General features: G+C 38.2%; 10 protein-coding genes and 1 riboswitch. Of the genes, 5 read left to right on the forward strand and 5 right to left on the reverse strand.

Annotated elements, in window-relative coordinates:
- Positions 1–53: 53 nt before the first annotated feature.
- Positions 54–1,028, forward strand: coding sequence for a helix-turn-helix transcriptional regulator (locus FJQ98_RS01035; protein ID WP_053592620.1), 975 nt, complete (start codon positions 54–56; stop codon positions 1,026–1,028).
- Between the two features lie 156 nt (positions 1,029–1,184).
- Here the strand turns inward: FJQ98_RS01035 and FJQ98_RS01040 are convergent, their stop codons facing one another.
- The 4 genes from FJQ98_RS01040 to FJQ98_RS01055 form a co-directional block, all read right to left on the reverse strand.
- Positions 1,185–2,579 carry a nucleoside recognition domain-containing protein gene (locus tag FJQ98_RS01040; protein ID WP_053592619.1) on the reverse strand — a complete coding sequence of 465 codons (1,395 nt, stop codon included), beginning with the start codon at positions 2,577–2,579 and terminating at the stop codon, positions 1,185–1,187.
- Positions 2,551–3,276 (reverse strand): FeoB small GTPase domain-containing protein, encoded by a 726-nt coding sequence (locus FJQ98_RS01045; RefSeq protein WP_053592618.1) that lies wholly within the window; start codon positions 3,274–3,276, stop codon positions 2,551–2,553. Before FJQ98_RS01045 ends, FJQ98_RS01040 begins: the two co-directional genes overlap by 29 nt.
- Positions 3,273–3,533 carry a FeoA family protein gene (locus tag FJQ98_RS01050; protein ID WP_053592617.1) on the reverse strand — a complete coding sequence of 87 codons (261 nt, stop codon included), beginning with the start codon at positions 3,531–3,533 and terminating at the stop codon, positions 3,273–3,275. Before FJQ98_RS01050 ends, FJQ98_RS01045 begins: the two co-directional genes overlap by 4 nt.
- A gap of 410 nt (positions 3,534–3,943) precedes the next feature.
- Positions 3,944–5,245 carry a hypothetical protein gene (locus tag FJQ98_RS01055; protein WP_053592616.1) on the reverse strand — a complete coding sequence of 434 codons (1,302 nt, stop codon included), beginning with the start codon at positions 5,243–5,245 and terminating at the stop codon, positions 3,944–3,946.
- A 606-nt stretch (positions 5,246–5,851) separates the two neighbouring features.
- On the opposite strand from FJQ98_RS01055, the gene mntA reads away from it, so the two are divergent.
- Both mntA and hepT read left to right on the forward strand, forming a co-directional pair.
- Positions 5,852–6,265, forward strand: coding sequence for a type VII toxin-antitoxin system MntA family adenylyltransferase antitoxin (mntA, locus tag FJQ98_RS01060; protein WP_246494262.1), 414 nt, complete (start codon positions 5,852–5,854; stop codon positions 6,263–6,265).
- Positions 6,258–6,662: a type VII toxin-antitoxin system HepT family RNase toxin gene (gene hepT / locus FJQ98_RS01065; protein ID WP_053592691.1), complete on the forward strand. Its 405-nt coding sequence runs from the start codon at positions 6,258–6,260 to the stop codon at positions 6,660–6,662. The genes mntA and hepT overlap by 8 nt, the downstream gene beginning before the upstream one ends.
- Positions 6,663–6,918: 256 nt before the next feature.
- Here the strand turns inward: hepT and FJQ98_RS01070 are convergent, their stop codons facing one another.
- Complete coding sequence (locus FJQ98_RS01070) at positions 6,919–8,823, reverse strand: FIVAR domain-containing protein (protein ID WP_158002947.1); 1,905 nt, start codon at positions 8,821–8,823, stop codon at positions 6,919–6,921.
- A 277-nt stretch (positions 8,824–9,100) separates the two neighbouring features.
- Here FJQ98_RS01070 and FJQ98_RS01075 point away from each other — a divergent pair, with 277 nt between their 5' ends.
- Both FJQ98_RS01075 and thiC read left to right on the forward strand, forming a co-directional pair.
- On the forward strand, positions 9,101–10,030 hold the full coding sequence (locus FJQ98_RS01075; RefSeq protein WP_053592614.1) for an AEC family transporter: 930 nt from the start codon (positions 9,101–9,103) through the stop codon (positions 10,028–10,030).
- Between the two features lie 384 nt (positions 10,031–10,414).
- A riboswitch (TPP riboswitch) is annotated at positions 10,415–10,529 on the forward strand.
- Positions 10,530–10,855: 326 nt separating this feature from the next.
- Positions 10,856–12,634: a phosphomethylpyrimidine synthase ThiC gene (thiC, locus tag FJQ98_RS01080; RefSeq protein ID WP_053592613.1), complete on the forward strand. Its 1,779-nt coding sequence runs from the start codon at positions 10,856–10,858 to the stop codon at positions 12,632–12,634.
- The last annotated feature ends 113 nt before the right edge of the window (positions 12,635–12,747 follow it).

Consider the following 12,747-nt stretch of genomic DNA (forward strand, 5'->3'; position numbering starts at 1 on the left):
TTTGGTTATTGTTGATAATCGTTCTCAATTAAAATCGAAGGATGGTGACGAACATGTTGAATACTAATTTCCATGAGAACTTTAGTGAATTTTTTCATGCATTGGAAATATCAAAAATACAAGAATGTCCGTTTGCATTCCAACCGAATGCGCAGGAAGGAGCTATACAGCGTTTTATTCCTCGGCCAGATTTAGAAGTGATTATATCTGATTACTCATTTTATCGAGAGTACCAAATGCAAGTAGTAACAAAGCAGCCTATGGTTGAACTTAGTTTCTGTTTACAAGGTAATAGAGGCGTTTACATCTCAGGTTCAGAATATGAAATTTCTTCAGGAACATGCTCGCTTCAATTTATAGAGCAAGTGGGGGCAAATTTTATGTTTCATAAAAATCAATCCTATCAAATGGTGGGGATTGGTATTCCAATTTCAACCTTCAATCATTTTATGAGTGAAATTGGTGAAACTAGTAAGGAATCCCTAAGTTTCTCTAAAATTCTTGATGGAAAACGATATAGACTATTTCAAGAGAGAATTAACGCATCTTCCCTAATTATTGTTCGGCAAATGTTAGATGCTATAGCAAGTAAGAAAATGACCAATTTAGAGCTAGAATGTCGAGCATTACAGCTATTATCTATGACATTTCGATCTCATCTATTTGTTAATTCTCTTAGCCCTGTTATGTTTTCAAAAAGTGATAGAACAAAAATACAGCAAGCCCAATCAATTATCATGGAGCATATGTCCAATCCTCCAACACTAATTGAGTTATCGCGTTTAATTGGTTTAAACGATTACAAATTAAAAAAGGGATTTAAAGAGATGTTCGGAACAACAGTGTTTGGATATTTACGAGAAAAAAGGCTAGAAAAAGCATTTTTTTTATTACAAGAGGGAACTATGAATGTAACTGACATTGCGAATGCAGTGGGATATTCTAATCCTAGCTATTTTGCGGAGATTTTTAAGGAGAGATTTGGAATTAATCCTAGGGAAATATTAAGAGATCTTAATCGATTGTAGAGGATAGATCTCTAACTCAAACACCTTAAATTGAGTGAATCATTTTAAGGTGTTTATGATGGGAATAACAAATGGTAGACCTTTTATGCAAGATTAATAGCATTCTTTAGATAGAAATTAAAAAAAGGGGGCCTTTTAAGACCACCCTTTTCATCATCAAACCCAACCAAACGCGCGAGCAACTGTCGCTGTTAGCCATGTTACACCAATGGCAATAACAGTTGGAATTAAAAATGACATAAATGTCCATTTTGGACTTTTTGTTTCTTTATAAATATTGACTAAAGTCGTTCCACAAGGGAAGTGTAGGAGCGAGAATAACATCATATTTAAAGCTGTCAGCCACGTCCAGCCTTGGTCGATAAACACTTGCTTTAGCTTCGATAAATCCTCAATTTCTAGCATAGCTCCTTGGGATAAATACGCCATAATCAGGATAGGGATAACAATTTCATTAGCCGGTAACCCAAGAATAAATGCAGCCATAATAAAGCCGTCCATACCAAGAGCCTGACCAAATGGCTCTAAAAAGTTAACAAAATGCATGAGAATACTCGTATCACCAATGTAAATATTGGCGAATACCCAAGTCAAAATAGAGGCAGGTGCTGCAACGATAACCGCTCTTTTTAATACATTCCATGCTTTATCAATACTTGCTCTTAAAATTGTATCCCAAAACTTTGGTCTTCGGAATGGCGGAAGCTCCAATGTGTAATGTGTTGGTACACCCTTTAAAGCTGTTTTAGAAAGAACCCAAGAAACGGATAATGTCACAACGACGCCTAACATAACAAATCCTATTAAAATGCCCGACGTTACAAGTGTACTTGTTGCACCTGAAAAGCCAGTTACCATAAATAAGGATGCTAATAAAATAAGTGTTGGCCATCTCCCATTACAAGGAACAAAATTATTCGTTAAAATGGCTAACATTCGTTCACGAGGAGATTCTATAATTCTCGTTGACATGATAGCAGCAGCATTACAGCCAAAACCCATTGCCATTGTTAATGATTGTTTTCCGTGTCCACCAGCTCGTTTGAATAAACGGTCCATATTAAATGCTACACGTGGTAAATAACCGTAGTTTTCTAATAGAGCGAACATAGGGAAGAATATAGCCATTGGTGGTAGCATAACACTAATAACCCAACCGGTACCTCTGAATAGCCCGAGAATTAAAACACCGTGTAGCCATTCTGGTGCGTGCATTGCTTCAAAAAGAATGGTTAGCTTCCCTTCTAGATAGCCAAATAAGTTTGCTAACATATCAGATGGTACGTTTGCGCCAGCGATAGTAATGTAAAAGACGGTCCCAAGCAAGATAAGCATAATAGGGAATCCCCAAATGCGGGATGTGAAAATTTCATCTAATTTATCAGATCTGTACATTGCAGGTTGCTGCGATACTACTTTTTTACATAAAGATTTGCTTTTAGTATAAATATCACTAACGATTTCATCTCGAATATCCTCATTCGAAACCTCGTTCACTTCAGCTAAAATCCCCTTAAGTGAATTATGATTTAACACTGACTGGGACTCCATTCGTTCTCACCTCGTGCTGTTTATTATTCTTATGATTTTGCAGTTTTAAGATCAATTCCTCATCACCGTCAAGTAAGCGAAGGGCAATCCATCTCGATGGATATTTTTCATCAAAATAACCTTCTAATTTCGATTCTATCTTTGTAATGGCTTCCTCTATTTCTTTCGAATATGTCATGCGATATGGAGCCGTAACAATTTGCCCATTCACTAGTTGACCTAATGTATCCAACATTTGATCAATACCTTTTTTATTTCTCGCTGATATTTTTACGACGGGGACTCCTAGCTCACGAGCTAATTTCTTTTCATCAATTCGGATACCCTTTTTCTCAGCTTCATCAATTAAATTAATACAAATGATGACATTATCAGTCATTTCTAATACTTGAAGTGCAAGATTTAAATTTCTCTCTAATGATGTTGCATCAAGCACAACAATCGTTGCATCCGGTTGGTCAAAAACAATATGGTCTCTTGCAACTTCTTCATCTGCCGAATTGGAAAATAGAGAATAGGTCCCGGGTAAATCCACGAGTACATATTGGTCTCCTTTGTGTTCAAAAGATCCTTCTGCATGAACAACCGTTTTCCCTGGCCAGTTCCCAGTATGTTGCTTCAATCCCGTTAATGTATTAAATAATGTGCTTTTACCGGTATTTGGGTTCCCTGCTAAAGCAATTCTATTTACTCTCACTTTGTATTCCCCCTAACAACTTCGCCCAAAATCATTGAGCTTTCATCATTCCGTAACGCAATCGTCGTATTGCTTACACGATAAGCGACAGGGTCTCCTAAAGGGCTTTTACGAAGAACAGTAATTTCTGCTTCTTTCACAAAGCCTAAATCTAATAATCTTCTTCTTAAAGGACCCTCAATATTTATTTCTTTTATTAAAAAGCAATCTCCAAATGAACATTCAGATAGTGGTTTTAACATTTTTGACATAGCCATTTTTTATTCCTTCCCTTAATAATTTTTCCCGAACCTCATATTGTTTCTTTTAGGAAACTTTATTAAAGAATATGCCTGTTTTATGACAATTGTCAATGGTTTTCTGAAAATTTTATGAAATAACGCGATAAGAGAGCGTACTAATGAAGGGAATAACGGCGCATTTTGTTAGACAAAGAAATGTTGAAAAAAGCGGAGTTGTTTAGCATAAGCGGGCAAAGTTTTTGATGTAATGATATGAAAAGGTCCTTATTATGATGTATTAATGAAAGTGGGTTTTCGTTACAGGTGCCTATAGAATTTTTAACATAAGAGGGAATCTGCTTTGAAAAAGCGATAGAGTAGCAAAAAAACTTAAAACCCTCTGCTAATATTGGCAGAGGGTCATGCTATTTTTCTTTACTTGGAAATCACTCTTGGATTAGGAATGAAGCAGAGGAACTTGTTTGAATGAAATGACGATTTCCTTCTACTGTATAATCAGCTGGTACTGGTTTGCCAAAGGTATTGGTACGAACGATGGAGGCATTCGGTGACAAATTATTGATAATGATCTCCATATTCGCCTCAAATTCAACTGGTTTGTTATTTAATGTTGCCTGGAATGTGATACGATTCGATTTTTTTGTAATGCTAATTTCCATAACACCAGTATCCTCATTAAGAAGAGTTCCTAGTGGTGGAATAATAACAGTCATATTGGATTTTGTTGTTAAAACGAAGCGATCTGCACTATTTTCCGTGTCGGCAACGTTTATTTTTGCTGTATAGGTATTTTTGTTTTTAGTCATAGCTGTAGTTTTACCTGGTACGGCTGCTGTATCCGATAAAATTGGCTTTTTTGTCCCCTTACCTTTATTCGGTGAATCATATTTTCCATTCACAAAGTCTACTAAAGTCCAGACATTTGGTACAAGCTGCTGCTGCACAGGTGTTAAAGCCTCGAAAGCTGTTTTCGCTGCCTGTACATCTTTAGCAGTAGACGTTTTAGGCGATAAAGCTGCGATGGCATTTTCTACTTCCTTAGCTGCTGCCTTATCCTTTGCTACAAGCTGTTCCGCATCTAATAAAATCTGCTCTATGCCAACGGGTAAATAGATGTATGAAAATCTGCGTAGTGCATTAAGCTCAGCTCTAGCATCAGCTACATCCTGATGGAAGGTAATGCGGGATGAGTTTAATAATTTGATTTTATTGACCACTTTATCGATAGATGTATTTGGCGTGATATAGGATGTCAGTATTCTTTGTGATTCCGGACTCACAAAGGACTTTTGGGCTGCGTTTAACGTATTGTACCAATCTTTCGTTTCCATAACGTTTTGATAGTAATTAACGGAAGTTGACTCCACTGAAGCTAATTTCTCTTCAATTTGATCAGCAAGCTTACGGTACGCAACTCTCGTCAGACGATGATTTGACAGCGTAGAATAATTCGTAACGTACTGTTTCTCCGTTTCAGTTAACTCATCGTAGGCTTTATTGGCTGCATCTAAAGCTGATTGGAATGAGGACGTTGTATCATTAATATTTGAAATAAGTCGAACAACATTCGAAACGTTAGCGTTGTAGTAATAAGTATAATCGTATATGTAAGCAGTTTTCGAATGTCCAGTAATATCAGCAGCTGATGCTGACGTAGTAGGTGCAGTATAGATTAGTGAAGGGACCGCAACTAGGGCCAGTAAGGCTAATTTTCTTTTGTTTTTCATAATACGGGAAACCTCCTGATTGGTTTTTGATAAGGGTGATGGTTAATCATAGGGATTTTTGGCCTAGGTGAAACCTTTACGTAAGGGATTGCCCTCAGAAGTGGATTATTGTTCACCTGCCGAAAAGAGTCTTGTGTAGACGGAAATATCCTAATATATGTTGATAAACCAATTTTATCATAGCTTAGGATTTTTTTATGTATATTTTAGGTGAATAGGTAGATAGGTTGTGTGATTTTTTTAACTCTGTGTGTCTTATGTACTTAGAGAGTCTGAAAGATTAACGAAAATTTAGTGATAAAAACAGGTGATATTGGCGAAAGTGGAAGCTGTGGTCATGATGAATCGCATGTTTGAACGCGGTCCATTAAACGGCGTGACAACACCAAGCTTCCCAGATGTGAAAGCTTTTTAAAGAAATTGAGGAAGCAGCGAAATCACACTCATACTTTATCGATGAAGATGAGAATGAGCAGCTTTCAAAATAAGATATAAAAAAGCAGGCTAGGGGAAATCTTAGCCTGCTTTTTTAAATGATCAAAGTGACGGATAGACTCCTCATACTAAGGGTAGAGTTTGTTATAATAATCCTAAGAAGGAGCGGAGGTGTTTAATTTGCAACAAAACTGGCAAAAGGTAGTTGTTGAAAAGTTAGCCTCAGCTGTTAAACCAGCTTTTGTTATTGTTTTTGGTTCTTATGCGCATGGCTCGGCACGTGAAGATAGTGATTTAGATATTGCGTATTTTGCAGATAAGCCTCTCTCAGGTTATGAACGTTTTTTAGTAGCGGGAGAAATTGCACAGTTTTGTAATGTTGATGTTGATTTAGTTGATATGAAAACTGTTGATACAGTGTTTGCAGCTCAAATTTTTTCAAGTGGTATGGTCATTGATTGCCAAGATGAAAACACCTTTATTAAAGAACGAATGAAGGCTCTATCAATGTATGTGACGTTAAATGAACAACGTGCGGGAATTCTGAAGGCAATTGAAGAGAGGGGTAGTGTCTATGGTGAATAATGATGTTGTTCTAAATAAGATTGCTACCATTGAACGCTGTGTGAAGCGCGTCAACGAGGTGTATGGTAGTAATCCTGAGAATTTGCAAGACATTACGAAGCAGGATAGTATTGTTTTGAATATTCAACGAGCGTGTGAAGCTAGTATTGATTTGGCAATGCATATTACTAGTGATTTAAAGCTTGGTTTACCTAAAACGAGCCGAGAAGCATTCAAGTTTCTTGAGGAAAAAGACATTATTGACCATGTATTAGCAAAATCATTAATGAATATGGTTGGGTTCCGAAACATTGCTGTGCATGATTATCAAGCTATTGATTTAGATATACTTCAAGCAATTATTGAGAATCATTTAAGTGATTTTAAAACCTATACAGAGGCAATATTGCTTATATAAAAGAAACAACAGGCTAAAAAAACTTTCTAGCCTGTTGTTATGTAGTATAAAACGGATAGAACCGTCAAAGCGTTGGAAAGAACCGCCGAAGTGACGGATAGAACTTAAAGCGATGGAAAGAACTGCCGAAGTGACGGATAGAAATCAAAGTGACGGAAAGACTCATTGTTATCGAAGCCGACGCCACGATTCCTGAGGCATAATTGATTTTTTGAGTTTGAAAAGGACTTGGCTTTGTGCCAAGTCCTTTCAATATTTATTGTTTACCTGAACGTTGAGCATCTTTATAGATGTCGATGGCCTTGTTTAATTTGTTAATAGCATCTGTCACTTCGTATGAAGAGGCATAGACGTTACTGGCAACGGATTGAGCGTGTTGAACTGCTTTTTCTAGACTGCGTTTTTCTCTTTCTGTTGTCCATAGTTCATAATAAGGGATATCAGATCCATCGCCATTCGCAGAAACTTTTACATACTGAACAGAGTTAATGAGTGATGTTAACCAAGATTTATCAACGTAATGCCAATGATTCACACCAGATTTATAATTACTCCTATATGTTGAAATAGCATTATATAAATAATGGTATGCAGACGAAATTTCTGACTGAGACGAGGAGCTATTGTTTGCAATACCTTGTGCGTATGAAACAGCAGAAACTAGAGCGTCTTTTTCACTTTGCGTCGTCCAAATTACATTGGAGGATAATTCAGATCCATTCACAGAAACGGTTACATACTGAACAGAGTTAATAAGTGAAAAAAGGCCAGATCGATCGGCATTATATAGATAAGTGCCATATTTTTGTGCATTCTTATAAATTGTGATAGCGTAGTTTAAATTGCTAATTGCATTGGTGATATCAGACTGTGTTGCATAGTAATTATTTACAACATATTGAGCAGATGAAACGGCAGAGGTTAGAGCATCTTTCTCACTTTGAGTCGTCCAAGGTTCATAAGAAGCTACATCATTACCATTGTTCAAAGAAACCTTTACATACTGAACAGAATAGATCATCGATTGTAGTGAAGACTTATCACCATAGACATATTTTGTTCCGTTTTTTTGCACAGCTCGATAAATGTTTAATGCATTTTTGTACTGTGTAATCGCATTGTTTACTTGTTCCTGAGAGGCGTAAGAATTATTAACTACTGCTCTTGCGCTGCTTACGGCAGATTCGAATGCTGTACGTTCAGCCTGCGGTGTCCATTTCTCAGTTGCTGAAACGTCATATCCATTAACAGATACTGCAACGTATGGAGGTGAAGCTACTAAATTACTAAGCTCCGTTTTATTCAAAACAGGTAATGTCACAGAGGCTTTTTTATCATCCACCTGCACTTTGTTAACTAGATGCCCAGAATTTAATGCCACCTTTGCCCCATGTTTGACAACCACTTGCTCAATTGTACCTTTTCCGTAAAGGGTGAAATCTTTCTCAACATCGATAGTTAGTTTATCAACATTGGCCGTTACTTCAAATGCAGTAACTTTACCAACTACGTCGACTTTCGAAATAGTTTTGTCAGAAGTCACACTTACTTTAGTGCGTTTTAAGTTAATGTTTGGAGATTTAATATCTTTTAGAGAAACATTTAACCAATTATTATTTTTAGTCAATAAAGGTCTAAAAGTAATTGTATCCCCAATAGCAACGTCATCAATTGTAATGGCCTTCTTCACACGATTAGTTACAATAAGCTCATCTTCAATAGTGACATTTTGAACTTTTACATAATCTGCATTTACAGTTAGGCTTCCAGCAATTTGTGCGTCGCCGCCATCAAAATCTAACGCTTTATTTTTTGTTCCACCTTTAGTTAGTGTTAGTGATGTAATGCTTGTAATTTCACCGTTCTTTACGATAATAGTTGCTTCAGCATTCGCCAATGCAGCATTATTGGATGTGTTTAAGAGGGGCTTCAATGATTTACTAATTTTAAATTGGCCATTGGATGTGCGTACTTTATCATTAGCGATGCTGGTAATAGTAACATTTTGTCCCTTTGTTTTGGCGGCAGCTACTTGCCCGTCGATTTGAACTGAGTGGTTTAAAGATACATCATTAGAAGTGGCATTCGCAGTTGATACAGGCACAATTAAGGTTGCTGTAATAGCGGTAGCCATAAAAGTAGAAAATACTTTATTCTTCATTTTTGTCGCCCCAATCATTGTATTTAATGGATAATATATCATACATTTCTTCAGTTTAGTGCGCAAATGGGTTATTTTACTATATTAATTTAATGCAATAATAGGCCTTTTTTCTTCTATTATTTTAATAACTCGTAACTTGAAAGGGTAAATCATCCTTCCAAGAGCGCTTTGCTATTGTTTGAACATGATGAAAAAGACAGGATGAGTGAACGCTGAAGTACATTGACCGAGTTTACAAACAGCAATACTATAGGAAAGGAAGGGGGGACTCGCTATGACGTATCTCGGTATGATTTTCTTCCAAATTGTAGCTCCTATTTTAATACTTCTAGTACTTGGTGCAGTTTTACAAAAGAAATTTCGCTTTAATTTAAAGGCGCTATCTCAGCTTATTACATACTGCTTCATGCCAGCAGCTGTTTTTGTGAATTTATATGAAACGAGCATAGAGCTGTCTGTACTTGGGGAAGTTGCGTTATTTATTTTACTCTTTATAGGAAGTCAAATGGTGCTTAGTCACTTTATAGCAAAGGGGCTCGGTTTAGTAAAAACAGAGGCTGCAGTGTTTAAAAATAGTGTTGTCCTTATTAATTCAGGCAACTATGGTATTCCGGTCGCGCAAATGATTTTCGTAACACAGCCGATTGGAGTAGCGATTCAGGTCATTCTCGTAATATTTCAAAATATGACGACCTATACATATGGCTTGTACAATTTAATTTCTTCAACAAAATCGGGCATGTCTATTGTAAAAGACTTTCTCAAAATGCCTATTATCCATGCGCTTATAATTGGTGTGGCAATGAACTATTTTAATATTACTATTCCGCAGTTTATAAAAATTCCGGTAGACCATGTGGCAGATGGCTTTATTGCTGTAGCCCTAATAACATTAGGAGCTCAACTATCACAGCTTGAAATTAAATCAATGTTCAATAAGACAGTATTCATTAGCTGTTTTACACGACTAATTATAGGACCAGCTGTAGCTTTACTTATCATTTTTGTACTTGGCTTAGATGGTGTCGTGGCACAATCACTTTTTATAGCTAGTGCTTTTCCGACATCACGAAATAGCTCTAGTCTGGCATTAGAATATGGTGTGGAATCGACAACCGCTGCACAAACGGTTTTATTTTCAACAATTGTAAGCTGTATTACAGTGACGATTGTAATTTATGTAGCGGAACTGTTGTTTACCTAACGGCTGGATGTTATTCGGAAGAAGTGACAGCCATCTGGAGTAAGCGGCTTTCCTTCTGATTTTTAAAAATAAGCTAATCACCAAAAGTTAGGGATTATATTTTTTAAAACGTATGCCAAGTGGAGGCTGGGCGACTCCTTGGGGATTAGCGTCACAGATGAGACCCTGGAGCGAGCAAGTAGGGGAACGAAGGCTAAAAGCATCACGTCCTGTGATAACGCCTTCGTGACCAACATCCTGTTGCCCCAAACGGCTCATCGGACGCCCCCAGGAAAGCGCTCAGCCGGAACGGAAATCAACCACACTTTATGATGATGAGCCGAAAATATTCAAATGAAGCTTCCATCTATTAGCAATATCTGCTACACTAGCATCAAACTTAATAGCACTAACTAGGGGAGTCTGATGAGTCAGGCTGAGAGGGAAACGCATAGAGGTTTCTTGACCCTTTGGACCTGATCTGGCTCATACCAGCGTGGGAAAGTTAATCATTATTGCACTCTCTGTTTTTTGCAATAACTATACCTTTACATTCTTAGCCGGATCCAAAATTTTCTTTGGATTCGGCTTTTTGTCTTCATTCAGCAGAAGACTCCTATCTTTGCGAGTGATGAGATGTATGCGGTTAAGATTCCTTATCAGTGGGTGCCCAAACACCTGCTGAATGAAGACAAGCCTCCGGCGGATGTCACGGATTTTAAAAGGAATGAATTGTGCGGGCACAATTCAAAAATCCGACGCAATTACGCCAAGGCGAAATTGATTTTTTGTTTGGGTGAGCTAGATTCGGTCCTTGTATAAATGGAAAAGGGAGCGAAGTAGTTTATGACAACAGTTAGCGATAAGAATATTACGATTATGTCAAGTTTTGATGGAAGTAAAAAAGTGTATGTAGAAGGATCTCGATCAGATATTTTAGTGCCAATGCGTGAAATTGCTTTAAGTCCGACGACAGGTAGCTTTGGTGAAGAGGAAAATGCGCCAGTACGTGTTTATGATACGAGTGGCCCGTACACAGATCCTGAGTATAAGGTGGATATTACGAAAGGATTGCCAGCTTTACGTAGTGCATGGATCAAAGAACGAGGTGACGTCGAAGAATACGAAGGTCGTACAATCAAGCCAGAAGATAATGGATTCCGCAAAGCTGATGATCCACGAATGAATGAAAATGTTTTTCCGGATTTATCTAGAAAGCCTTTACGTGCGAAGAAAGGTAAAAATGTAACACAGCTTCACTATGCACGAAAGGGAATTATTACTTCAGAGATGGAATTTGTAGCGATTCGCGAAAATATGGATCCTGAATTCGTGCGCTCAGAGATCGCGGCAGGGCGTGCAATTTTGCCCTCTAATATTAATCACCCTGAGGCCGAGCCAATGATTATTGGACGTAACTTCCACGTGAAAATTAACGCTAATATTGGAAATTCAGCAGTGTCATCCTCTATTGCGGAAGAGGTAGAAAAAATGACATGGGCGACACGTTGGGGTGCTGATAACATTATGGATTTGTCGACTGGTAAGCATATTCATACGACACGTGAATGGATTATTCGTAATGCCGCGGTGCCTGTAGGAACGGTGCCAATCTATCAAGCGCTAGAAAAAGTAAATGGTGTGGCAGAGGATTTAACGTGGGAGGTGTATCGTGATACGTTGATTGAGCAGGCCGAGCAAGGTGTTGATTACTTCACGATTCACGCAGGGGTTCTGCTACGCTATGTGCCATTAACGGCTAATCGTGTAACAGGCATAGTATCTCGAGGAGGCTCGATTATGGCACAGTGGTGTTTATATCACCATCAAGAAAGCTTCTTATATACACATTTTGAAGAAATCTGTGAAATTATGAAAACATATGATGTTGCCTTCTCTTTAGGTGATGGTTTACGTCCTGGTTCCATTGCAGATGCAAATGATGAGGCTCAGTTTGCGGAGCTGGAAACGCTAGGGGAATTAACGCAAATTGCCTGGAAGCATGATGTACAGGTGATGGTAGAAGGACCAGGGCATGTGCCAATGCATCTTATTAAAGAAAATATGGACAAGCAGTTAGAGGTGTGTAAGGAAGCTCCTTTCTATACTTTAGGGCCGCTAACAACAGATATCGCGCCTGGCTATGACCATATTACATCGGCTATTGGTGCTGCGATGATCGGTTGGTTTGGTACGGCAATGCTATGTTATGTGACGCCTAAAGAGCATCTCGGCTTACCAAATCGTGAGGATGTTCGTGTAGGGGTGATTACGTATAAAATTGCTGCACACGCGGCAGATTTAGCGAAAGGGCATCCTGGAGCACAGCAGCGTGACGATGCACTATCTAAGGCGCGCTTTGAATTCCGTTGGCGCGATCAATTCAACCTATCGCTAGATCCAGAGCGTGCAGTGGATTATCATGATGAAACATTGCCTGCAGAAGGGGCGAAAACTGCGCACTTTTGTTCAATGTGTGGACCTAAGTTTTGTAGTATGAGAATCTCACAGGATATTCGTAATTATGCAAAAGAAAAAGACTTAAATACGACTGAAGCGATCCACCAAGGTATGCAGGAAAAGGCAAAGGAATTTAAAAAGGCAGGCAGTCAAATTTATCAATAATTATTAAGCGGGCTTGTGTCTATCAAATTAGACACAAGCTTCATTTTGGTTCATCACCAAAAGTGGTGGCCCGACGCCCCGGGAAAGCGCCCAGTCGGAACGGAAATCAACCA

Origin of the sequence: Lysinibacillus agricola, from assembly GCF_016638705.1 — a bacterium.
Classification (GTDB): Bacteria; Bacillota; Bacilli; order Bacillales_A; family Planococcaceae; genus Lysinibacillus; species Lysinibacillus agricola.